General features: G+C 64.4%; 16 protein-coding genes and 2 pseudogenes. 4 read left to right on the top strand and 14 right to left on the bottom strand.

The window, feature by feature from the left end; all coding sequences use genetic code 11:
• Nucleotides 1-105 precede the first annotated feature (105 nt).
• The 7 genes from LRS09_RS15240 to LRS09_RS15210 form a co-directional block, all read right to left on the bottom strand.
• Nucleotides 106-702: a glutathione S-transferase family protein gene (locus LRS09_RS15240; RefSeq protein WP_257807635.1), complete on the bottom strand. Its 597-nt coding sequence runs from the start codon at nucleotides 700-702 to the stop codon at nucleotides 106-108.
• Nucleotides 703-714: 12 nt separating this feature from the next.
• Complete coding sequence (locus LRS09_RS15235) at nucleotides 715-1,914, bottom strand: MFS transporter (RefSeq protein ID WP_257807634.1); 1,200 nt, start codon at nucleotides 1,912-1,914, stop codon at nucleotides 715-717.
• A 159-nt stretch (nucleotides 1,915-2,073) separates the two neighbouring features.
• Nucleotides 2,074-3,009, bottom strand: coding sequence for an ABC transporter ATP-binding protein (locus LRS09_RS15230; RefSeq protein WP_257807632.1), 936 nt, complete (start codon nucleotides 3,007-3,009; stop codon nucleotides 2,074-2,076).
• A complete protein-coding gene (locus LRS09_RS15225; RefSeq protein WP_257807631.1) occupies nucleotides 2,996-3,997 on the bottom strand; it encodes an ABC transporter ATP-binding protein in 1,002 nt (333 codons plus the stop codon). Before LRS09_RS15225 ends, LRS09_RS15230 begins: the two co-directional genes overlap by 14 nt.
• Complete coding sequence (locus LRS09_RS15220; protein ID WP_257807629.1) at nucleotides 3,994-4,908, bottom strand: ABC transporter permease; 915 nt, start codon at nucleotides 4,906-4,908, stop codon at nucleotides 3,994-3,996. The genes LRS09_RS15225 and LRS09_RS15220 overlap by 4 nt, the downstream gene beginning before the upstream one ends.
• Before the next feature lie 15 nt (nucleotides 4,909-4,923).
• The gene (locus LRS09_RS15215; RefSeq protein WP_257807628.1) at nucleotides 4,924-5,907 is read right to left on the bottom strand and encodes an ABC transporter permease; all 984 of its coding nucleotides are present in this window, start codon (nucleotides 5,905-5,907) and stop codon (nucleotides 4,924-4,926) included.
• A 61-nt stretch (nucleotides 5,908-5,968) separates the two neighbouring features.
• Nucleotides 5,969-6,601: a 2-hydroxychromene-2-carboxylate isomerase gene (locus LRS09_RS15210; RefSeq protein WP_257807627.1), complete on the bottom strand. Its 633-nt coding sequence runs from the start codon at nucleotides 6,599-6,601 to the stop codon at nucleotides 5,969-5,971.
• Between the two features lie 289 nt (nucleotides 6,602-6,890).
• Here LRS09_RS15210 and LRS09_RS15205 point away from each other — a divergent pair, with 289 nt between their 5' ends.
• Nucleotides 6,891-8,996 carry a hydantoinase/oxoprolinase family protein gene (locus tag LRS09_RS15205; RefSeq protein ID WP_257807626.1) on the top strand — a complete coding sequence of 702 codons (2,106 nt, stop codon included), beginning with the start codon at nucleotides 6,891-6,893 and terminating at the stop codon, nucleotides 8,994-8,996.
• A gap of 34 nt (nucleotides 8,997-9,030) precedes the next feature.
• A pseudogene (locus LRS09_RS15200) lies at nucleotides 9,031-10,711 on the top strand (hydantoinase B/oxoprolinase family protein).
• A gap of 23 nt (nucleotides 10,712-10,734) precedes the next feature.
• Here LRS09_RS15200 and LRS09_RS15195 read toward each other — a convergent pair.
• On the bottom strand, nucleotides 10,735-11,247 hold the full coding sequence (locus tag LRS09_RS15195; RefSeq protein ID WP_374684916.1) for a TetR/AcrR family transcriptional regulator: 513 nt from the start codon (nucleotides 11,245-11,247) through the stop codon (nucleotides 10,735-10,737).
• A gap of 340 nt (nucleotides 11,248-11,587) precedes the next feature.
• Here LRS09_RS15195 and LRS09_RS15190 point away from each other — a divergent pair, with 340 nt between their 5' ends.
• Nucleotides 11,588-13,204, top strand: a complete 1,617-nt coding sequence (locus tag LRS09_RS15190; RefSeq protein WP_257807624.1) for an ABC transporter substrate-binding protein — start codon at nucleotides 11,588-11,590, stop codon at nucleotides 13,202-13,204.
• A gap of 51 nt (nucleotides 13,205-13,255) precedes the next feature.
• Nucleotides 13,256-14,437 carry a MalY/PatB family protein gene (locus tag LRS09_RS15185; RefSeq protein ID WP_257807623.1) on the top strand — a complete coding sequence of 394 codons (1,182 nt, stop codon included), beginning with the start codon at nucleotides 13,256-13,258 and terminating at the stop codon, nucleotides 14,435-14,437.
• A 460-nt stretch (nucleotides 14,438-14,897) separates the two neighbouring features.
• Here LRS09_RS15185 and LRS09_RS15180 read toward each other — a convergent pair whose 3' ends face one another.
• The 6 genes and pseudogenes from LRS09_RS15180 to LRS09_RS15155 all read right to left on the bottom strand — a co-directional run bounded on the left by LRS09_RS15180 (nucleotide 14,898) and on the right by LRS09_RS15155 (nucleotide 22,268).
• Nucleotides 14,898-15,680, bottom strand: a complete 783-nt coding sequence (locus LRS09_RS15180) for an enoyl-CoA hydratase/isomerase family protein (RefSeq protein WP_257807622.1) — start codon at nucleotides 15,678-15,680, stop codon at nucleotides 14,898-14,900.
• Nucleotide 15,681: 1 nt separating this feature from the next.
• Nucleotides 15,682-16,770, bottom strand: coding sequence for an AMP-binding protein (locus LRS09_RS15175; protein WP_257807620.1), 1,089 nt, complete (start codon nucleotides 16,768-16,770; stop codon nucleotides 15,682-15,684).
• A 64-nt stretch (nucleotides 16,771-16,834) separates the two neighbouring features.
• Nucleotides 16,835-17,569: pseudogene (locus LRS09_RS15170) on the bottom strand (AMP-binding protein); the annotation flags it as partial.
• Nucleotides 17,569-19,065 (bottom strand): sugar ABC transporter ATP-binding protein, encoded by a 1,497-nt coding sequence (locus LRS09_RS15165; RefSeq protein WP_257807618.1) that lies wholly within the window; start codon nucleotides 19,063-19,065, stop codon nucleotides 17,569-17,571. The pseudogene LRS09_RS15170 and the gene LRS09_RS15165, both read right to left, overlap by 1 nt.
• A gap of 81 nt (nucleotides 19,066-19,146) precedes the next feature.
• Nucleotides 19,147-20,157 (bottom strand): hypothetical protein, encoded by a 1,011-nt coding sequence (locus LRS09_RS15160; protein WP_257807617.1) that lies wholly within the window; start codon nucleotides 20,155-20,157, stop codon nucleotides 19,147-19,149.
• Nucleotides 20,154-22,268, bottom strand: a complete 2,115-nt coding sequence (locus LRS09_RS15155; RefSeq protein WP_257807616.1) for an SMP-30/gluconolactonase/LRE family protein — start codon at nucleotides 22,266-22,268, stop codon at nucleotides 20,154-20,156. The genes LRS09_RS15160 and LRS09_RS15155 overlap by 4 nt, the downstream gene beginning before the upstream one ends.
• Nucleotides 22,269-22,317: the final 49 nt, after the last annotated feature.

Raw genomic sequence — 22,317 nt, 5'->3', positions numbered from 1 at the left:
GATCGCAACGCTACTTGCGCAGCCCAGCGGCAACGCCGCGGGGAACCAAAGCGCCAGCCTTACTGAAATTCAGCCAATTCCATTGTTGGCGAAATCAGACCGAATTCAGGCCAGCGCCTCGAGGCAGTGCATCCGATAAGCGGGCCGCACGTTCAATTCCTGGAAATAGCGCTCGAGATTTGGATAGGGCAGATATCCGGCGGCGAGCCGGAACAGGCGGCCCAGATGGATGGCGACGGGGATATCGCCGATGGTGAGCTCATCGCCGGCAAGAAAGCGGCTATCGGCCAGCGCACCGTCGAGGATGGCGCAGGGAGCGGCTACGTCGGCGATCGCCTTGTCGAGCGCTTCCGGCGCCTTCGCCGCCATGAGCGCGATCACCTTCGGATAAAGATAGATCGTTCCCCAATCCATCCAGCGGTCCGACAACGACCGCGCAGCCGCATCGCCGGGCCAGAACGTGCCGGCTCCGTATGTCGCGCCGAGATAGCGGACGATGGCGTTGGATTCCCAGATCCGTGACGGTCCGTCGATCAACAAGGGGATGAGGCCGTTGGGGTTCATGGCGAGGTAGGCCGCATCCTTGTTGCCGCCGAACGGACCGCCGACATCGAGACGCCGATGCTCGATGCCGAGTTCGGCGAGGGTCCACATCACCTTGGCGACGTTGGAGGAGTTTGGACGGCCGTGAACGGTGATCATGGGTATGCTCTCTCAGGTGGACAATGAACTCTTGGCATCGAAGCGGCGGCCAACGAGGATGACGAGCGCGGCCAGCGTGACCACGGGAAGGACGACGAGGTTGACGGCGGACCATCCAGCCGCCGACAGCAGGGCTCCCGACGATACCGATCCCACCGCCACCACACCAAACATGGAGAAGTCGTGGAGTGCCTGGACCTTCGGGCCTTCCTCGGGAGTATGGCAACTCGCCAGCATGGTGGTGGCGCCGAAGAAGGCGAAGTTCCATCCCACGCCGAGAAGGCACAGGGCGATCCAGAAATTGTAGAGATCGATGCCGGAAAGCCCGCTGCAGGCGCCTGCCGCCATGATGATCAGCCCCAGGATCATCACGGGCCGCTCCCCGAACGTCTTGATGAGCCTGCCCGTTGCGAAGCTCGGCGCGAACATGCCGAGCACGTGCCACTGGATGCCAAGTGCCGCCTCCGACGGCGAGAAGCCGCAGATCACCATCGCCACCGGCCCGGCCGTCATCATGAAATTCATCATCGAGTAGGAAGCGATCGACGTGGCGAGCGCGATGCGGAAACGCGGCAGGCGGGTGATCTCGCCAAGTGGACGGCCGGTCGAACCGTCCAGCCGCCGCACCGGCGGCAGCCGCAGCGCCGACAGCACCGGAAAGGCGAACAACGCCATCACGCCCTGGGCGATGAAGGCGCCCGCATAGGGCACGCCCGGAAGAGCATCGCGGAAGAATATCGTCAGTTGCGGTCCCAGCACGGCGGCGCAGAGACCGCCGATCAGCACCCATTGCAGCGCACTGGCGCGCTTCTCCGGCGGCGTACCATCCATGGCGGCGAAGCGGTAGCTTTGCACCGCCGCGGCATAGAGGCCGGCGATGAAGGTGCCGAGGCAGAAGATGAGGAACTGCCCGGCCCAGATACCGGCCGCCGCGATCAGCCCGGCCGACATCCCGACGAGCGATCCGATCATGTAGGTCGGCCGGCGGCCGAGACGATTCAGCAGCATGGCGAGCGGGATCGTCCCGGCCGCGACGCCGATCGTATAGGCAGAGACCGGCACGGTGACGAGTGACGGCGATGGTGCATAGGCCTGCCCGACGAGGCCGCCGAGCGACACGATGACGGGCGGGCTCGCCGCGCCGAGCGTTTGGGCGGCAAAGAGCACGGCCATGTTGCGCGTTGCCGCGGGGTTTGTGGTGGTGACTGACATTTTCCGGCTTAGCTCATGTGGCGCCGGTATGCGACGCCGACGGCCTCGCATGCGCCCACACGGTCCAGCCCCCGCGCTTCGAGCAGGATGGCCGTTTTCACGCCGTGGGGCATCGGCCGGACGTAGAGCTCAACAGGTTCGGACACCGGGGTTTCCTTCTCAGGCGAAGTGGCAGGCAGCCTGATGATTGGCGGAAAGCGTCCGCAGGGTGGGGTCTTCGGTCGCACAGCGCGCCTGCGCCGCTGGGCAGCGGTTGTAGAACCGGCAACCCTCTGCGGCTGCGCCGCTGGGCAATTCGCCGGCGATGGTCTCCGCCTGCCTGCGGCTGCCCGGCCGCGGCACGGGCACAGCCGCCAGGAGGGCGCGGGTATAGGGATGTGCTGGCTGGCGCCAGAGTGCCTCGCGATCGGCGACCTCGACGATCCGGCCGAGATACATGACGATGACACGATCGGCGAAATAGCGCACGACGGAGAGGTCGTGGCTGATGAAGAGGTAGGACAGCCCCAGCTCCATCTTGAGATCGACGAGGAGATTGAGGATCTGGCTTTGAATCGACACGTCCAGTGCCGACACGGGCTCGTCGCAGATCAGCAGGTCCGGCTGAAGGATGAGGGCGCGGGCGATGCCGATGCGCTGGCGCTGGCCGCCGGAGAACTCGTGCGGAAACCGTGACAGCGCCGCCTGCGGCAGGCCGACCTTGTCGATGATGGAGCTTATGCGCCTCCGGCGTTCCGCCTTGTCGGAAATGCCATGGGTCCGCAGCGGGATGTCGAGCAGCTTGCCGACGGTCTGGCGCGGATTGAGCGAGCCGAAGGGATCCTGAAACACCATCTGCATGCGTCGGCGCTTGCTCATCATGGCGTTGTGGCCGAGCTTGGTGATGTCGTCGCCATCGACGCGGATGGCGCCGCCAGATGTCTCGATCAGCCGCAGGATCGATTTGCCGAGCGTCGACTTTCCGCAGCCCGACTCCCCGACAAGCCCGACCGTCTCGCCCTTTTCGAGCGAGAAGCTCACGCCGTCGAGCGCGCGGAAACTGCGCCCTTTCTGCGCGTAGGTGACTTCGAGGTTCTCGACGCTAAGCAAAGGCATGCGCTTGCTCCTCTTGCCGCTGGGCGCGCCGGCAACTGGCCAGCCACCCTTCCTCCAGAGCGGAAAGTTCGGGCTGCATGGCGTGGCACGTCGGCAACACGCGGCTGCAGCGCGGCGCAAAGGAACAGCCCTTGGCGTAGGCCGCCGAGTTCACGGACCCCTTGATCTCCGTCAGGCGGTGGTTCGTGTAGTGCCAGGCGCCCTCGCCATTGCTGACCGAAGAGTTGAGGAGTCCCATCGAGTACGGGTGCTGGGGCGGCGCGTCGAAGAAGCGCTTGACGGGAGCGGTCTCGACCACCCGGCCGGCATACATGACGGCGACGCGATCGGCCCATTGGGCGACCACGCCGAGATCGTGGGTGATCAGCAGAACCGCCATCGACAATTCGCGGCGCAGCCGGTCGAGGAGGTCCATCACTTGAGCCTGGATCGTGACGTCGAGCGCCGTGGTCGGCTCATCGGCGATCAACAGGGCAGGATTGCACGCCACGGCCATCGCGATCATCACCCGCTGCCGCATGCCGCCGGAGAAGTTGTGCGGGTGCTGGTCGTAGCGCTTGTGCGGGTCAGGAATCCCGACCAGCTCGAAGAGCTCGACCACGCGGGCGCGCGTGGCCCGCGAGGACAGCTTCTGGTGGCGCCGGATAACCTCCGCCACCTGGGATCCGACGGTCAGCACCGGGTTGAGAGAGGTCATGGGCTCCTGAAGGATGAGTGAAACGCCGTTTCCGCGGATACGGCGCAGCTCGAACGGCGACACCGTCGCAAGATCGACCCCTTCGAAGATGACCTGACCGTTCAGGATCCGCGCGGCGGGCGGCAAGAGGCGCATGATCGCAAAGGCGGTCATGGACTTTCCGCAACCGGATTCGCCGACCAGCGCCAGCATCTCGCCCTTGTGGATTTCAAACGACACCCCGTGGACGGCTGGTCCGGACGGGAAGCCGATGGCGAGGTTGAGGACTTCGAGAACCGGAATGGGTTTCATCGATTGCTCACCGAGCGGGGGTTGAGGATGTCGTTGAGGCCGTCGCCAACGAGGTTCAGCGAGAGGACGGTAAGGGTGATGGCGGCGCCGGGCAGCGCCGTCACGCACCACTCCACCCGCAGAAGCGAGCGCCCGTCGGCGATCATCGAACCCCAGGACACCAGATCGGGGTCGCCCATGCCGAGAAAAGACAGGCCGGCCTCAGTCAGGATGGCGTTGGCGGCGAGAACCGAGGTGGTGACCACCACGGGAGGCAACGCGTTTGGCAGGATCTCGCCAAAGATGATGCGTGTCGTGCTGTAGCCGAGGCTGCGCGCGGCCATGACGAAATCCGAGCTGCGCAGGGCGCGGAACTGCGCGCGCACGAGACGGGCGACGGTCGGCCACGTCGCGATGCCGATGGCGAATGCGATCATCGGCAGCGACGGTCCGGCGATCGCCACCAACACGATCACGAGGAGAAATGTCGGGACGGTCTGGAACAGTTCGGTGACGCGGACCAGCACATCGTCGAGCACGCCGCCGAAATATCCGCCGATCGCCCCGACGAGCACCCCGATGATCAAGCCCACCAGCGCGGCGGAGCCGCCCACCAGCAGCGAGGCCCGCGCCCCGTGCACGAGGCCGCTCGCGATGTCGGTGCCCAGCGAGCCGCTGCCGAGCGGATATTCGGCATCCTGGAATGGCCAGATCAGCGGCATCGTCACCATGTCGCGCGGGTCGGCGGGGTAGAGGATGTCGGCCAACAGCGCCAGGGCAATAATGGCGATCAGGATCGCCGAGCCGACCAGAAACGGGATGTTGTTGCGCACGGCGCGCCAGGCGCGCGATCCCTGCTTCTTCGGCACCAGAATCTCGGCGGCTGCGAGGGGCGTTGCCGCCGCAGTATCGATGAACGCCTGCGTGTTCATGATCGGATGCTCCGCCTAACGAAGCTCGATACGGGGATCGAGCCAGGACTGCAGAATGTCCACCACCACATTGGCGATGATGACGAGGATCGACGACAGAAGCAGGATTCCGAGAAGCACAGAGAAATCGCGGTTCACGACGCTGTCGAGCGCAAGCCGTCCCATGCCCGGCCAGCCGAAGACGGTTTCCACCACCATCGCGCCACCGAGCATGTTGCCGAGATGCATGCCGGCCACCGTCGTCACCGGGATGAGCGCATTGCGCAGCGCATGTCGGAACTGCATCACCACGGGATGGAGCCCCTTGGCTGCCGCGGTCCGCATGAAGTCCTGCTGCTGCACTTCAAGCATGGTGGCGCGGGTCAGCCGGGCATAGACAGCGGCATAGAAGAGCGACAGCGACAGCGCGGGCATGATCAGGTGCCGCAGGCGATCGACGAACGCGTCCCACCCCGTCAACCCCGCCCCGATGCTAGCATTGCCGTTGCTCGGCAGCCAGTTCATCGTCACGGAGAACAGGACGATTGCCATCAGACCGAGCCAGAAACCGGGTATGGCATAGATGAACATCAGCACCACGGAGATGACCCGATCCGGCCATTTCCCCGCAAATGCCGACATGACCCAGCCCAGCACGATGCCGATCACCAGCGCGAAGCCGAGAGCGCTCAGCACCAGCAGCAGCGTGTCCGGCAGCCGGCCGACGATCAGATCGGTCACCGGCACGCCGAGGCGGGCGGACGTGCCCAGGTCGAAATGGGCAAGGTTGTTCAGATAGTTCACGACCTGCTCGAACATGCCCAGGTTGAGGCCGAGGCGCTCGCGGATCGCCGCCATCGACTCCTCGGTGGCCGAGCCGGATTCCATCGCGATCGTGTCGGCGACGTCGCCAGGCAACATCTTGAGGAGCAGGAAGTTCAAGACGACAATGCCGAAGATCGTCGGCAGCGCCTGCAACGCGGTCTTTCCAAAGATCTTGGCGATGCGGGCGTTGGCCATATCGGCTTGCCTCCGGCTCGAAGGATGAAGGCGGGCCACCAGCGGTCCGCCAGCATGTCGTTCACTCCGCGGCCCTGAGCGGAAGAGGCGTCATCTCGCCGGTCAGGTGCATCTTCAGGAAGGGAAGGCTGTCCTGGCCCCAATAAGGCTCGCCCTCGTAGACATAGGTGGGGCTGCCGAAGATGCCGTTCGCCTTGGCGCGGGCGAGATTCCCCTGCCATTTGGCCTGGACGTCGGCGTCCTGCTCGCGTGCCAGCAGCGCGGCGCCGTCGAAGCCCGCATCGTCGGCGATGCGCCCGCGTACTTCGGGAAGTCCGATGTCGTCGACATGCCCCCACCAGCGCTCTTGCATGGCCGCGACGAGCTCGATCCAGTCCAGCCCGTCGAGCTGAGCGGCGATGATCATGAAGGATGCGGGCACCCAATCTGTCGTCGGCCGCCCCTGGTTGTCGCGCCCGTCGATGAGGACTGTCTTGTCGAGATAGCGCGCCCAACGCACCAGATCCTTCTTCCAGTGCGCCCTGCGCGGCTCAGGGCGGCTCTTGGACGGGATGGCGCCGTTCGCCTCGATGATGGTGATCAGATACGGCTCGATCTTCAGGTCGTGCTCGGCGGCGAGGGCCCTGAAACGGTCGAGGCCGATATAGGCCCAGGGCGAACTGATCGAGAAATAATAGTCAACGGTCTTGGGCATGCGGGCACTCCAACGTTGAACTATAATTGAATGAGTTCATCTATCTGTCAACGCATTTCGGTGGCCATCCTCGATCTGGGGGGAATTCGCTCCACCGCGCCCTGAAAATAAGAATCTGCATACCAATTAGGCCGTCATAGAGCACGATTTTTGCATCATGGGCAATTTTTGGGCAATCGTTCTGTTTGGCTACAAAACACTCTCTTTTCTGTTGCAATAAATGAAGATGTTCATAATTCTATCTGCAGGGCCGACTAGCCGGCCACCAAGGCGATACCGAGGAGTCCACATGACCGGCCAACCGGAACTGAGATTGTCCGCCGACGTGGGCGGCACGTTCACGGACATGGTGTTGGAGCAGGCCGGTACGCGTTGGACATCGAAGGTCCTGACAACCCCTGCGCGCCCGGAAGAAGGCGTGCTGGCCGGCATCGCGGAGATCCTGGATATTGCCGGGAAATCCATCGGCGACGTCACCACCTTCGTCCACGGAACGACGCTTGCCACGAACGCCATCATCGAACGCCGCGGCGCGAAAACCGCCCTCATTGCCACGGACGGCTTTCGGGACGTGGTCGAAATCGGCACCGAAAGCCGGTACGATCAGTATGAGCTGGCATTGGTGCGGCCGAAGCCGCTGGTGGAGCGCCCGCTGCGCTTCACTGTCCGCGAGCGGATGGACGCGCGGGGCAACGTTCTCCTGGCGCTCCACGAAACGGACGTTCTTGACATCGTCCAACAGTTGAAGGCGGCGGGCGTTCTCTCGGTCGCCGTCTGCTTCCTGCATGCCTATGCAAACCCGGCACATGAATTGCGCGTGGCAGCCCTGCTCTCCGAGCACCTGCCCGGCGTGACTGTCTCGCTCAGCCACGAGGTTTCGCCGGAGATCCGCGAATATGAGCGCACCTCCACGACGATCGCCAACGCCTATGTCCAGCCGCTGATGAGCGGCTATCTGAAGAGGCTCGACGTGTCGCTCCGCGAGAGAGGTTTCACCGGCTTTCTTTGCCTCATGACCTCAGGCGGCGGTCTCTCCTCGGTGGAATCGGCGCGCCGCTTTCCTGTCCGCCTGGTCGAATCCGGCCCGGCCGGTGGCTCGATCTTCGCCGCGCAGATCGCCGCGATGTTGGGCGAAAAGAAGGTTCTCGCCTTCGACATGGGCGGCACGACCGCCAAGGTCAGCCTCATTCACGACTTCCAGTCCGAAACCGTTCGCAGCTTCGAGGTTGATCGCGCCGCCCGCTTCCTGAAGGGTAGCGGGCTGCCTCTGCGCATCCCCGTCATCGAGATGGTCGAGATCGGCGCCGGCGGCGGCTCGATCGCCGGCATCGACCAGCTCAAGCGTGTCACGGTGGGACCGGAGAGCGCCTCTTCCGTTCCCGGACCGGCCTGCTACGGTCGCGGCGGCACGGAAGCCACCGTCACCGACGCTGATCTCACGCTCGGGCTGATCGATCCGAAGGCGTTCGCCGGCGGGTCGATCCTGCTTGATCCCGAAAAATCCCGGACCGCTTTCGCAGGAACCGTCGGCGCGGCTCTGTCGCTCGATGCGGAAATGTCCGCCTATGCCGTTTACGAGATGGTGTGCGAGAACATGGCCAGCGCGGCTCGCGTTCACGCAGTGGAACGCGGCGCGGTAACGAGCCAGCACACGGTCATCGCCTTCGGCGGCGCCGCCCCGCTGCACGTCGCCCGCGTTGCCGAGAAGATCGGCGCGGAACGCGTGATCGTTCCGCAGAATGCCGGCGTCGGCTCGGCCGTCGGCTTCCTTGCCGCTCCCATTTCCTACGAGGTCGTGCGGTCAGGCTATCAGCGTCTCGATACGTTTGACGCCGCCGCGGCAAACGAACTGCTGGAGGCCATGGCCACGGAAATCCGCGCCTGGGTGGAAACGGCTGCGCGCGGCGCCCCGTTGGTCGAGAGGCGGATCGCCTACATGCGCTATCTCGGCCAGGGCCACGAAATCCCGGTGGTCATCCCGAACGGGACGCTTGAGCCGGGTTACGCCACAGCCTTCCGGGAACAGTTCGAGGATGCGTATCGGATGATGTTCAAGCGCATCATCCCTAAGGCTGCGATCGAGGTCATGGCGTGGTCGGTGTCCATATCCACTGAACCGACGCTGCCGGAGGCGATAGAGCCGATCGAACTCACCGATGCGCCGGAAACGGACGAGAAGCGCCGCTTCTTCGACGGCCGCAACGGCGTCAGCATCGACATCCCGCTCTATCGGCGATCGGCCCTGCGTCCCGGCCAGCGCTTCGCCGGCCCGGCGATCGTCAATGAAGCTGAAACCTCGACCTTCGTCAGCGATGCCTTCGACGCCTGGATCGACGCCTCCGGCGCGATCGTGATGCAGCGCAAGGCACGTGCCCTGCTGCAGCAGGCGGCGTGAGCCGAGCAATGACTTCCTTCCTGGAGCTTACCCCATGAGCCGAACGCCCCTCTCTCTCATAGACAAGCAGGTGATGTGGAATCGCCTGATCGCCGTCGTCGAGGAACAGGCCCAGACCCTGCAGCGCACAGCCTTCTCCACCATCGTGCGCGAGTCGGGGGACCTCGCGGCGGGCGTGTTTGACGTCAAGGGCCGGATGCTGGCCCAGGCCGTGACCGGCACGCCCGGCCACATCAACACAATGGCGCTCAATGTGGGCCATGTGCTCGATGCACATCCCGCCGAAACCATGCAGGACGGTGACGTCTACATCACCAACGATCCCTGGCTCGGCACCGGCCATACCAACGATTTTTGCATCACCACGCCGGTTTTCCGCAATGGCGGGATCGTCGGGCTGTTTGCCTGCAACTGCCACCTCATGGATATCGGCGGCGTGCTCGGGCCGTCCTCGTCCACCGATCTCTACATGGAAGGCCTGATCATCCCCATCCTGAAGCTCGTGGAGGCCGGCAAGGTCAACGAGACGCTGATGGCGATGATCCGCACCAACACGCGCCTGCCTGTGGACACGGAAGGCGACGTCTACGCCATGATTGCCTGCAACGACGTCGGCTATGCCGGCCTCAACATGATGATGGACGAGTTCGGCATCGACGATCTTTCGGAGCTCGCCGAGCATATAGTCGATACCTCGCGCGAAGCGGTCCTCGCCAACATCCGGGCCCTCCCCTTTGGTACCTGGCATTCGGAAATGTGGCTCGACGGTTACGACGAGCCGATCTGCCTCAAGGCCGCGCTCACCATCTCGCACGATGGCATCAATGTCGACTTCACCGGCTCGTCGCCCATGGTGAGGCAGAACATCAACGTGCCGATCTGCTACACACTGGCCTACACATCCTTCGGCATCGGCTGCATCGTCTCCAAAGGCATTCCCAACAATGCCGGCTCGCTTGCGCCGATCACCGTGTCCTCGCCCGAGGGCACGATCATGCACGCGCTGAAGCCCGCGGCCGTCGTATCACGCCATATCGTGGGCATCAGCCTGCCCGATCTGGTGTTCGGCGCCCTTCGCCAGGCGGTGCCCGACAGGGTTCCGGCGGAAGGCGCAGGCTGCCTCTGGCACGTCAACGGAACGGGGCCGCGCAAGAGTCCGCCGACCTACGGCGACATTTTCCGCGTCGGCGTGGTGACCACCGGGGGCATGGGCGCACTGCCGTTCCGCGACGGCCTTTCGGCTACCGGCTATCCGAGCGGCGTGCGCGGCGGGCCGGTCGAGATATTCGAATCCATGTCCACGCTCGTCATGTGGCGCAAGCAATACCGGCAGGACAGTGGCGGCGCCGGCAAGTTTCGCGGCGGGCTCGGGCAGGAAATGATCCTCGGCAACTCGATCCCCGAGCCTTTCACCTATTTCGCCTCGTACGAGCGTACCCCGGTTCGCGCCACGCGGCGTCGACGGTGGGGCGGACGGCGCCATCGGATCCATCCGGCTTTCGAGCGGCGAAAAGCTTGCGGGAAAAGGCACCTACAGCATTCCTGCTGGCACGAGAGTCTACATCAACTCGCCCGGCGCCGGCGGGCACGGCAATCCACTCGACCGCGATCGAGCGGCGATCCTTCGCGATCTGGAACTCGGACTCATTTCGCCCGAGGCGGCCGAGAAGCTTTACGGCTTCGATCCCGCTCCGGCGATGGAAGCCGCAGAATGAGCGCTGCGGCCCGCCTGATACCCCTAACGGGCGGGCTGCACCTTCAGCCCAGAGAGGCCCAGCGAAAGCGCCCGATGGAACATGGCCAGGCCTTCGTTGACGTCGATCGCTCCGGTCTGCACCCAGCGCCTGACGACGCCCTGGAACAGATAATAGGACAGATCGGCGATCTCAGCGGCTGGCACGGTGCTCACGAGTTCGCCGCGCTGTTGGCACCGAAGCGCCCGGCGCAGGGCTTCGGCCTTCATGCCGGCAACGCCTTCGCCGTGCCGCCGGGCCTGCTTTCCGGCGAAGAAGAGGAATTCGGACAGGATGATCTTCGCCATTTCGGGATTGGCATTGTGCATGACGAAATACGGTCGCCAGCACGCTACGATCTGATCGATATAGGTCGCGTCCGTCGGGACCGATCCGGCCTCATCGAGAGCGCGGCCGAAATCGTCCGCCGTCGCAAGATAGGCCATGTCCCGCTTGTTGTCGGCGTAGAGAAACAGCGTTCCCGTGGCCACACCGGCAAGCTTGGCGATTTCCTGCATCGTCGCGGCCTCGAAGCCCTTCTTGGAAAGGACCTGTTTCGCCGCCTTCGCGATCCTGGCCAGCTTGCGCTGCTTGTTCTCCTCGCGCTTGCCAGGCTTCGTCTCGTCTCCCGCGCCCGAAGCACGACGCTTCGCCACCGGCTTCGCCCTGATGTCTGCAGTCGCACTCAAGCGTTTCGAATCCCTGATATCGTTCATTTTCTAATGATGACCATCTCCGGTGCCGTCAAGCTAATAAAATCAATAACCGCAGCCGTTTTTGCGATCTCTTTCTGTTCGCCATTCATTTCTTTCAGCAGCCTCGATCCTGCCTCCTTCCTCAAACGCTCAGGAACACGCCATGTCTAAGATGAACACCGAAATAAGTCGCCGTCTCATCCTCAAGGGGCTTGCCGGCGCCGCAGCCATGAGCCAGGTCGGCTTCTCCTTCACGCAAAATTCAGCTGCGGCTTCAGCTCCCGCGAAGGGGGGCGTAATGACGATCCTGCCCGGCTGGGAGCCGCCGATGCTGGTGTCGCTCAGCAGCCCTTCGAGCCTGCCGCTGAGCGGCAAGGTTACGGAAGGGCTGTTGCAGTTCGATCTGGAAATGAAGCCGCAGCCGCAGCTCGCGACGGAGTGGACCGTCTCGGATGATACGCTGACCTACACGTTCAAACTGCGCCAGGGCGTCAAATGGCATGACGGCGCCGATTTCACCGCCGCCGACGTGATCTTCTCGCTCGCCACTTTGAAGAAGTCGCATCCGCGTGGGCGAGCCACCTTCGCTCATGTCGAGAGCATGGAGGCACCCGACGACCATACGGTCGTGCTGAAGCTCGCGAAGCCGACGCTGTTCCTGCTGACCGCGCTTTCGGCGGCAGAATCGCCGATCGTGCCGAAGCACATCTACGACGGGTCCGATCCGGCCACCAACCCCGCCAACATCGCGCCGATCGGCACCGGGCCCTTCGTGTTCAAGGAATGGGTCCGCGGCAGCCACGTCGTCTACGAGCGCAATCCGAACTACTGGGATGCGGGCAAGCCCTATCTCGACGGCATCGTCGCCCGCTTCATCCCCGATCAGGCCGCCCGTTCGGTCGGCTTCGAAACCGGGGAACTGGACGCCGGCTTCCGCACTCCCGTCGCGCTCAACGATGTCGAGCGCCTCGAAGGCATCACGACGCTGGCCTTCGAGGGTGACGGCTATCAGTATTCGCCGCCGAACAATTTCTGCCTCGAATTCAATCTCGACTCCGACAAGTTCAAGGACATCCGGGTCCGCCAGGCCATCGCGCACACGATCAATCGCGAGGCGATCTGCAAGATCGTGTTTTTCGGCAAGGCCGTTCCTTCGCATTCGCCGGTGGTTCCGGGCTTGAAGGCCTTCCACAATCCGAAGCCGAGCCCCTATCCGGTCGACCTCGACAAGGCCAATGCGCTGCTCGACGAGGCCGGCTTCTCCCGCGGGGCCGACGGCAAGCGTTTTGCCGTGACCCTCGATTATCCTTCGGAAGATACGACGAGGCGGCTGGCCGAATACATGCGCGCCACGCTGAGCCGCATCGGCATCGAGGTGACGGCGCGGGGACAGGATCTCGGTTCGATCGCCAAGCGTGTCTACACCGACCGCGACTTCGAGATGCAGATTGCCTCGCTGAGCCCGCTCTTCGACCCGCAGGTGGGTGTCCAGCGGACATACTGGTCGAAAAACTACATCAAGGGCGTGCCGTATTCCAACGCCACGCACTATGCCAATCCGGAAGTGGACGAGCTGCTCGAAGGCGCCGCCGTCGAAGCCAACCCCGAAAAGCGCATCGAGATGTGGATGAAGATCCAGGATCTGGTGATGCACGACATACCGACGATCAACCTCGTCATGCCGATCTGGGAAACCATTCATACGACCCGGTCTCACGGCATGGCCGATACGGCATCCGGCTTTGAGGGTACGTTCGCTTCTGCCTATATTTCCGCCTGACATGAACAGGGGCCGTGCCTCGTCACGGCCCTCCCGCTGCCGAGTGCATCCATGAGCATCATACAAGACCTCGACCCCGATTTTCTGCGCGCCCGGCAAAGTGCCAAATGGTCGAGCTTTGACGCTCCGGTCCTGCCCTCCAATCCCGCCGAGATGGATTTTGCGGTGGCGCCAGCGATCCAGGCCGCGATGGAACGGGTCGTCTCGCAGCAGAAATACGGCTATTCGACGCGCGGACCGGAAAGCCCCGGCGCCCTGCTTGCCGAATCGTTCTGTCGGCGAATGCTGGACAAGTTCGGGTGGGACGGGGCCGATCCTGCTCGTGTGGTCATCGTCAACGACCTCATCCAGGCGGTGATGTCCTCCGTCCTCGCCTTCTCCGAGCCGGGAGACGGCGTGGCCCTCCAGGTGCCGTCCTACCCGGCCTTTCTCGGGATCATCGCGCAGTCGGGCCGCCAGACGGTCTGCAACCCGATGCGCGACACCGGCGAGCGTTACGAAATCGACTCAGAACAATTCCGCGACGTCGTGGACGAAAAGACCCGTGTGCTGTTGCTCTGCCTGCCGCAGAACCCGACCGGGCGGGTGTTCCCGCGCGAGGAACTGGCCCCCATCGTCGAACGCGCGATGGAGCTGGACATGATCATCGTGGCCGACGAGATCCACGCCGACCTGCTGCTCGACGGCCGCCGGCACATCCCTTTCGCGCACATGTTCCCCGAAGCCGCGGATCGCACGATCACACTCTATTCCGCGACCAAGAGCTTCAACATTCCGGGATTGCGCACGGCCGTGATGCATTTCGGGTCGGATGCGCTGCTGCGCGGCTTCCACAGCCGCATCCCGCAGATGCTTCTCGGCACACCGGCGTCTCCCGGCACATTCGCGACGCTTGCCGCGTGGGAGGAATCCGAAGACTGGTGCCGGGCGCTGATCAAGGTGCTCGAAGCCAACCGGGACCACATGCTGTCGCGGCTGGCGGAAGAACTCCCGACGGTAAGGATGTACTCCCCGGAAGCGACCTATCTCGCTTGGGCGGATTTCAGTGACGTCCGGATGAACGCCGTCCCCTATGAACGACTTCTTTTGGAAGCAAAGGTCGCCGGCGGCGACGGACGCAACTTCGGACCGCACTACGAACGGTTCGTCCGCCTGAACTTCTCGACATCACGCACGGTCCTCGACGAAAAACTGGATCGGATCGTCAAGGCGGTAAAGATCGGCACAGTGTGACGCCCCGATCATTTGGACAACAAAGAACCCGGCGTCCTTTCAGAAGTCGGTTTTATCGGACCTACGATCGCAGAACCTTTGGCTGCCGGGGCTCGTGCCATCCGATTCCTGCAACTGGTCGAGTGCGTGAAGCCAACACTGGCGGCATAGGCGATATCGATCGTCCTGGGCGACATGGACGGATTTAGCGAAGACGAAGCCTGCTGCGATGGCAACGATGGCCGCGAAGTTCGGGGTCGTCTTTCGGGAAACGGCTACCCATAATCTCATCCCTGAAGGCCGCCCTTACCGCATCCGTGAGGCGGCGCCATACGTTTTACGATAAGCTTGATCATGGGTCTTGGTTCAGGATGTCTTCATCGCCTGGATTGCCTGCGGCTACGTTTGTATACATTCGACTTGGCGCCGCAAACACTGGCCGGCAGCGACATGGAGGGTGTCGAATGAGGCCGCAGCAGAATCAATAGCTTGGCGCCTTCCTTCCGCGAAAGGAACGCAATCCCTCCGCAAGGTCCGGATGCGAGACGTGATGTGACCAAGTATCAATCTCCATCTGCAACCGTTCCTGCCGCGTCCGATCGCCGGACCGCATTCGACCGAGCCTCTTGATTGCGCGGATGGCTTCCGGGCTGTTCCGGCAGATCTCCAGGGCAAGCTCCCGGGCGCGATCCATCAGGTGATCCTTCGGCACCACCTCGTTCACCAGACCCCATGCAGCAAGAACGTCTGCGCTGATCGTCGATGCGGTGTAGAACAGTTGGGCAGCCTGGGATGGCGACAGCCGTTCCCGGAGACGCACCGTCGCGCCGCCGGCCGGCACGATCCCGTAACGGGCATGTCCGTCGCCGATTAGGGCACCTTCGCAGGCAAGGATCATGTCGCAGCACAGCAGCAGTTCCAGCCCCCCGGCGATGGCCGTGCCGTTCGCGGCCGCGATCACCGGAACTGGGATGTCCTCGACCCGTTGCAGAACGTCCTGGTTGTAGCGCAGGATGTCGACGAGCTTCGTGCCGCCCGCGTCGAGCGCCTCCTCGAACTCCTTGAGATCGCCGCCAGCCGAGAAGGCACGGCCCGCGCCGGTGATGATCACCGCCCTCAATCCCGACAACCGCTCGATCTCATCGAGCCGCCTCTCGAGTGAGCGCATCATCCGGCCCGACATCGCGTTGAGACTGTCGGGGCGGTTGAGCGTGAGGGTGGCGATCCCGTTCTCGTAGGTAAGGTCTACGGAACTGTCTTCCATGTCATCCCTCCGCCGCCCGGATCGAGTAAGTCTGCGGCAACGGCTTCAGCGCTGCTTCGAGCGCTGCCAGTCCGACCGTGTCCGCGCCGGCGACCGTCACATCCACCACCGTCCGCTTTTGCTCGTCGAGACCGACTTCAACCGTCACCGCCGTTGCCGTCCCGCACGCCGCCTCCGCCTCCAGCCTGACCTTCTCCCGGATCGCCAGATCGCGCAGCGCCGGCTTGAAGATCTTGCCCACCGCCGTCACCGGCAGCGCATCGATCACCAGCACGCTGCGCGGACGTGCCGGTGGCTCGTGGACTGCCGCTTCGAGATAATCGCGCAATGCTTTGGAATCGATCAGCACGCCCGGCGCCGGCACCACGAACAGCGCCGGTATTTCACCGGCATACTGGTCCGGCATCCCAACCGCGGCGCTGATCTGGACACCAGGAAAGCGGTTGGCGGCATCCTCGATGGCGGCCGGATCGATGTTGTGGCCGCTGCGCACGATGAGATCTTTTTCGCGCCCCGTCAGCACCAGCCTCTCGTCCATGGTGAGATATCCGACATCGCCCGTCGTGAGCCATCCGTCGGCCGCCAGCGTCCCGGTGTTGTGGGCTGGATCGACATAGCCGGGAAACACTTGGCGTCCCCTCACCTGCACCAGCCCGCTTTCCTCCGGCCCGCACAGCATATCTTCACGACCGATCCGCACGACACGCGTCTGCGAATAGGGTGCGCGGAAGCCGACATTGCTTGGAACCGGCGTCCCCCGCCCCGGATTGAAGGCGATCGCCGCCGCCGTCTCCGTCATGCCATACGTCTCGTAGAGGCGGATTCCGGTCGTCGCCTCGAAGCGCGCGCCGACCGCGGGGGGCAGGACCGCGCCCCCGGTCACCGCCATCCGCACACTCGATACGTTGGAGCCCTCGACCCAGCTGTCGGTGATCGCGGCGATCGAAGTCGGGACACCGCCGATGACGGTCGCGCGGAGCGCTTCCACCAGCGACCAATAGCGCTCCACGGTCTGCGGCATGCGCATCCCATAGGGCGACGGCACCACCACATGCCCGCCCGCCGCGAGCACCGACAGGCCGACCGTCATCGTCCCCCCCGACATGGAAGAACGGGAATCCGTTGAACACCGTGTCGTTCTCATCGTAGCCGAACACCTGTCCGAAACCGAAGGCCGCATGAATCTGGTTGCCGTGGGTAAGCTGGACCAGCTTAGGGCGACCGGTGGTGCCGCCGGTGTGGAACAACGCGCACACTGCGTCGCGATCCTGCGGCGGCGCGAAGTCGAGCACATCGGCACGGTGTCCGGTCAGCGCCTCGCCGACTGCGCAGTGGCGTGACGGGAACGCTCCGCCTGCCCCGATCACCAGCACGTCGGTCAGCGTCGGCACGTCGTCAAGCATGCCTCTCGCCTTCGCCCAGCACGTCTCATCGAGATCGCGCGCGGGGACGACGAGAATGGTCGCCTCCTCCGCATTCAGCAGGTCGACGATCGCCTCGCGGCTGAGCAGGTAGTTGACGGAACTCGCGACACCCGCCACCTGCGCGCCGAGCAGCAGCGCTGGCAGGTCGGGCAATGTAGGGGAAAGGAACGCAACTACGCCGCGCCCGGGCATAAGCCCGAGCGAGCGGAAGAGGTTGGCTGCCCGCGTCACCTCGCCGAGCAGTTCACGGTGCGTGAGCGTGACGCCAACATCGGCCGCGTCCGGCGTATTGAGCACGGTCAGCGCCTTGCGGTCGCCGACATTCTGCGCCGTCGCAAGCAAGAGATCGTAGAGGCTCCGCGCCGTGACCAGCTCGTCATAGGGCCGCGCCTCTATCGCCTTGATGTCCTCTATCGTTCGCACGTCGAGGACGGGCCGCGTCGTTTTGAGGAGCCGCTGCTCCATCAGTGGACCGCCGCATACATGATCGTCTCCTCGTCGGCCTTGTGGCCGTCGAATTCCTCGACGATCCGCCCCTGCCTGCAGACGAGGATTCGGTCGGAAAGCTGCAGGACCTCCGGCAGGTAGGAGGAGATCACCATCACCGCGATGCCGTCGTCGGCAAGTCGATTGATCAGCTGATGGATCTCCGCGATGGCACCGACGTCGACGCCCCGGGTAGGCTCGTCGAAGATGATCACGCGCGGCTTCTGCACCAGCGCCTTGGCGACCACGACCTTCTGCTGATTGCCGCCGGACAGCTCGATGACCTTTGCGTCGGCATTGATCGCCTTCACGTTGAGCGCGGTGATCCATTCCTGGGCGATCGCGCGCATCTCCGCCATCGACACGGACGACGACTTCGTCCGCCCGCCTGCGATCGCACCGAGATGGATGTTCTCGGCGATCGACATCGTCTCGAAGAAGCCTTCGACCTTGCGGTCCTCGGTGACGTAGATGATGCCGTCCCGCACAGCCGGACGCGGCACCCTGTAGCGCACGGGCCGTCCGTCGAGCCGTACCTGGCCGCCGTGAAACAGGTCGCGCTTGAGCACGCCGGCCACCACCTTGGCGGTCTCGGTACGTCCCGATCCGATCAGCCCGAACACGCCGGTGATTTGCCCCGCAAAGATGGAGAAGGACGTGTTGCGCACCATGCTGCCCATCGACAGGTTCTGCACGCTCAACACCTTGGCGCCGGCGGCACGTATGCGCCGCCCTTCCAGCGAGCCGTAGAGCTCGTTGCTGAGCGTCCGGCCAACCATGGCGCGGACGATCTTCTCTCGGTCGAAGGCCGCGGCGACGTCGGTGACGACGTGCTCGCCGTCGCGCATGACGGTGATGCGGTCGGCGATCGTCAAGGCTTCCTCGAGAGCATGACTGATAAAGATGATCGACACGCCCCGCAGCTTGAGCCGCTCCACCAGCGAGAAGAACTGGTGCTTCTCTTCGGGCGTCAGCGTTGCTGTCGGTTCGTCGAAGATGATGACCTGCGCATTGTGGTGGACGGCGCGCGCGATCTCCACCATCTGCTTCTGCCCGGCTCCCAGGGCGGAGACCATCGCGGTCGGATCGACGTGGAAGTTGAGCGACTGCAGGAACTGCTGGCCGGCGATGTAGATGCCGCGCAGCCGGTGGAAGCGCTTGGCGTCCGTCAGATAGATGTTCTGCGCCACCGTCAGCGACGGCACCAGGCTTGTTTCCTGGTAGACCATCGCAATGCCGCGGCCGAGTGCCTCGGACGGGGAACTGAGCTCGGCCTTCGCGCCGTCGATCCAGATTTCGCCCGCGGTCGGCTCCACCACGCCGGCGATCATCTTCGTCAGCGTCGACTTGCCGGCGCCATTCTCTCCCAGCAGCGCGTGCACCTCGCCGCGATGCAGCGTAAACGAAACGTCCTTCACCGCCGGCACGCCGCGATACTCCTTGGTCGCGTTCCGGACTTCGACGATCGGTATCATGCTGCGCCTCCGACGGAGCTCGCCGGCGGCGCGAAGCGCACGACGGCGCCATCGCCTCGCGCGGCCGCATAGACCATCCCCTCATCTTCGACCACGCTGGTGATGCCATGGGTGCTTGCCGTCCGCCCGGCTCTGGAGGCTGAGCCGCGGCTGGAAGGCCTGGTCGAGCCCGACGCACATGCCGAACGACATGGTCGGCGCCCAAGGTTTCAACAAGCCGAGATGCTTCACACCGCCGCCCTGCAGCGGCTCGTAATAGCTGCGTCCCGACTTAAGTTTCGGCACGACCCAGTACTCGCGCGGCACTTCGGCCATCATGCGTTTGCGGTAGGCCGGCTCGCGCAGAACGAATTCGACGAGCTGGCTGCGCGGCGCGAACATTGCCAGCCACCAGCCGCCTGCCGCGGGCGAGAGCCGGCCGGGATATCCCGGAAGATCGATCTGTACCGGCCGAGGCTGCCCGCCGCTGTTGGCGCCTATGCGGACGAGCCGATGCTTCCATGCTTCGGAGACCACCAGCGACTGGGCGTCAGGCGCGAGCCCGGCCGGCCAGGCGAGACCGGCGGCGACCTGCCTGCTTTCGCCGCTTGCGAGATCGATCCGCCACACGCTGCCCGATGCGTTCCGCTCGAGCAGATCCTTCTGCCAATAACCCGCGGCGTTGGTCGCGGAACCGTTCGCGACAAACAGCGCGCCGTCGGCATAAACCATCGCGGTGATGCAGCGAGCCGCCGCGTCCGCACGGTAGCGTCGCCCGTCGAACGCACCGCCGTCGATCACGATCTCGCCGTCGTCCTTGGCCACGGCCAGGCCGTCGTGCCCTGCGGGCGCGATGCACACGATCTGGCCGGCATGGCTCTTGCGCGGCGACCAGCGTCCGTCCTGCCCGAGCACATGGAGCGTGTTGCCGGACGAAGCGACGAGGGCGCGGTCCTGCACTGCCAGACAATCGACATCAGCCAGCGGCGAGCGCCAGTCCGCTTCGTCGAGCGCACGGTTGGGCCGCATCGCGCCATCCAGCGGCGGGACGGTGACGGCGGCGTCGCCGCGCCCGAACAGGTTGTCGATTGCGCGCGAAAGCGAGCCGATCATGTCCGCCTCCAGTATGAGTCGATGCCGCTCCAGGCCGGGTCCATGCCGTCGAGTTTCAGCCTGCCGACGCGGTTGTTCAGGATGCCGCCGATGTAGAGGTGCCCCTTGTGCTCGCGCATCGAGGTGATCATCGGATGGTTCTCGCCGCCGAAGTCCCACAGTGTCTCGATGATGCGCCCGGTTTCGTCGAAACGGACCACGCAGCCGGTGTTGATGTTGGGGTAGAGCCATTCGTCGGGCGCAATGCGCCGGGCCATGCGGCGGCGGAAGCCAGGCATTTTCAGCGCAAGGTCGAGCGAGGGCGTACGGATGCCCACAAGCGCCAGCCAGTAGGTGCCGTCGGAAGCCCGATTGATGTTGTCGGGATAGCCCGGCAGGTCGGCGATGACCACCTGCACCGTGCCCTTCTTAGGCCCGTCGAACCAGTAGCGGCTGATGCGGCAGGCCCAGGTCTCGGCGAACAGGAAGGACTGCCCGTCATGCATCATGCAGATGCCATTGGGGAACAGCAGGTTCTTGATGACGGTGCGCGTCGTTCCCGTGTTCGGATCGTAGCAGATGATGCGCCCGTTGCCGCGCGATTCGAGGCAGTCGACCGGCCATTCGTGCATCTCGTAGCGCACCGTCGCCTCGCTGAAGAACACGCGACCATCGGCCGCGATGTCGAGATCGTCGGCCAGCCGCAGCCGGGAATCGTCGATCACGGAGAACCAGGACCGGTTGGTCTCATCGGTGAGTTTCCGGATCGAGCGGTCGCGCCCGATACTGTAGAGTCCCATGCCGCCGATGCAGACAAGCAGCGCCCCGTCCTTCGCAAAGGCCATGCCGAGCGGCCGCCCGCCGACATGGGCGAAGACCTCCTGGCGGCTGTAGTCGGGCGCCAGGAAGCGCACGATGTCGCCGGTGCGGTTGCCGACATAGATATGGTCGTCCTCGTCGAGGATAACATCCTCCGGTCCGTCGATCTGGTCGAGCCCGATCGCTTCCACCGGCCGCAGCCGGTCGTTCAGAGCATAGGGCGACGAGCCAGATGTCGCCGGTGCCTCCGGCAGTTCCGAATAGGTCGGAGACACGTAGACCTTGGACAGGAATTTGTGGCGGTTCTTGAGCCAGCGGACGTCGATCGCCACCGCCGCAAGGAGCACCATGCCGAGCAGCAGAGAGCTGCCGCCGCGGGTGACGCCGAGCCTGACGAGCCCGTTGACCATGATCATGACGATGATGGCGCCGATGATCGCTTTAGCGGCAGATCCCCTGCCGCCGCCGAGACTGTTGCCGCCGAGCACCGCCGCCGTGAGAGCGGCTATCTCAAGACCCACGCCCGTATCGGCCCCCGCTCCGCCGAGCCGCGAGGCGAAAAGAACGCCGGAGAGTGCAGCCAGCGTGCCCGATACGACATAGGTCAGACAGATGATCCGCCGCACCGGGATGCCGACATTGTGCGCCGAGCGGCGCGACCCGCCGACGGCGAGCACGTGCCAGCCGACGCGGCTGCGGCTTAGAACGAGGTGTGCGACGAGCGCAAGCACAAGGGCGGTCGCGACGCTGAACGGAACGCCGAGCACATCGCCCTCTCCGAAGTAGTACCACAGGTCGGAGTCGACGAACCCGGCCGCGATCGCCACGGAATATTTGAGCAGCAGCATGTCGACGATGGCGCGCACGATGATCAGCGTCACCAGTGTCGTCAGGAACGCTCGCAGGCGTAGGTAGCCGACCAGCACGCCGTTGACGAGGCCGACCAAGGCACCGCAAGCGAGCGTCGCCGCGATCACCGCCGGCACCGACCATCCCGCCACCGTGATCAGCGTCAGCGCCACGATGTTGCCCAGCGCGAAGGTCGAGCCGACGCTGAGATCGATACCGCCCGCCACCATGACGATCATTAGCGCGAGCGCGATCAGGGTGAACTCGCCCCATTGCCGCATCAGGCTCGAAATGCCGGCCGCCGAGAAAAAGTCGGGGATGAGCCAGCCGAACACGGCCGCCACCACGATCAGGATCAGGACCGGGATCGCGTTATCGACCCAGCGTTTCGTCAGGATCTCGCCAAGGAGATGATCGGGTACGAGGCGATAGCGCCAGCGCACGATCTGGTCGGATACGGCCATGTTTGTCTGCCTGGTTCAGGAGGGAAGCGGGCGGCCATGGCCGCCCGCG

The organism is Mesorhizobium sp. J428, from assembly GCF_024699925.1.
Taxonomy (GTDB): domain Bacteria; phylum Pseudomonadota; class Alphaproteobacteria; order Rhizobiales; family Rhizobiaceae; genus Mesorhizobium_A.
This window is presented reverse-complemented; position numbering and strand designations above follow the sequence as displayed.

Coding starts and splice junctions, on each gene's coding strand:
- LRS09_RS15240 (WP_257807635.1), bottom strand. CDS start 702: ATGATCACCGTTCACGGCCGTCCAAACTCCTCCAACGTCGCCAAGGTG.
- LRS09_RS15235 (WP_257807634.1), bottom strand. CDS start 1,914: ATGTCAGTCACCACCACAAACCCCGCGGCAACGCGCAACATGGCCGTG.
- LRS09_RS15230 (WP_257807632.1), bottom strand. CDS start 3,009: ATGCCTTTGCTTAGCGTCGAGAACCTCGAAGTCACCTACGCGCAGAAA.
- LRS09_RS15225 (WP_257807631.1), bottom strand. CDS start 3,997: ATGAAACCCATTCCGGTTCTCGAAGTCCTCAACCTCGCCATCGGCTTC.
- LRS09_RS15220 (WP_257807629.1), bottom strand. CDS start 4,908: ATGAACACGCAGGCGTTCATCGATACTGCGGCGGCAACGCCCCTCGCA.
- LRS09_RS15215 (WP_257807628.1), bottom strand. CDS start 5,907: ATGGCCAACGCCCGCATCGCCAAGATCTTTGGAAAGACCGCGTTGCAG.
- LRS09_RS15210 (WP_257807627.1), bottom strand. CDS start 6,601: ATGCCCAAGACCGTTGACTATTATTTCTCGATCAGTTCGCCCTGGGCC.
- LRS09_RS15205 (WP_257807626.1), top strand. CDS start 6,891: ATGACCGGCCAACCGGAACTGAGATTGTCCGCCGACGTGGGCGGCACG.
- LRS09_RS15195 (WP_374684916.1), bottom strand. CDS start 11,247: ATGCAGGAAATCGCCAAGCTTGCCGGTGTGGCCACGGGAACGCTGTTT.
- LRS09_RS15190 (WP_257807624.1), top strand. CDS start 11,588: ATGTCTAAGATGAACACCGAAATAAGTCGCCGTCTCATCCTCAAGGGG.
- LRS09_RS15185 (WP_257807623.1), top strand. CDS start 13,256: ATGAGCATCATACAAGACCTCGACCCCGATTTTCTGCGCGCCCGGCAA.
- LRS09_RS15180 (WP_257807622.1), bottom strand. CDS start 15,680: ATGGAAGACAGTTCCGTAGACCTTACCTACGAGAACGGGATCGCCACC.
- LRS09_RS15175 (WP_257807620.1), bottom strand. CDS start 16,770: ATGACGGTCGGCCTGTCGGTGCTCGCGGCGGGCGGGCATGTGGTGGTG.
- LRS09_RS15165 (WP_257807618.1), bottom strand. CDS start 19,065: ATGATACCGATCGTCGAAGTCCGGAACGCGACCAAGGAGTATCGCGGC.
- LRS09_RS15160 (WP_257807617.1), bottom strand. CDS start 20,157: ATGATCGGCTCGCTTTCGCGCGCAATCGACAACCTGTTCGGGCGCGGC.
- LRS09_RS15155 (WP_257807616.1), bottom strand. CDS start 22,268: ATGGCCGTATCCGACCAGATCGTGCGCTGGCGCTATCGCCTCGTACCC.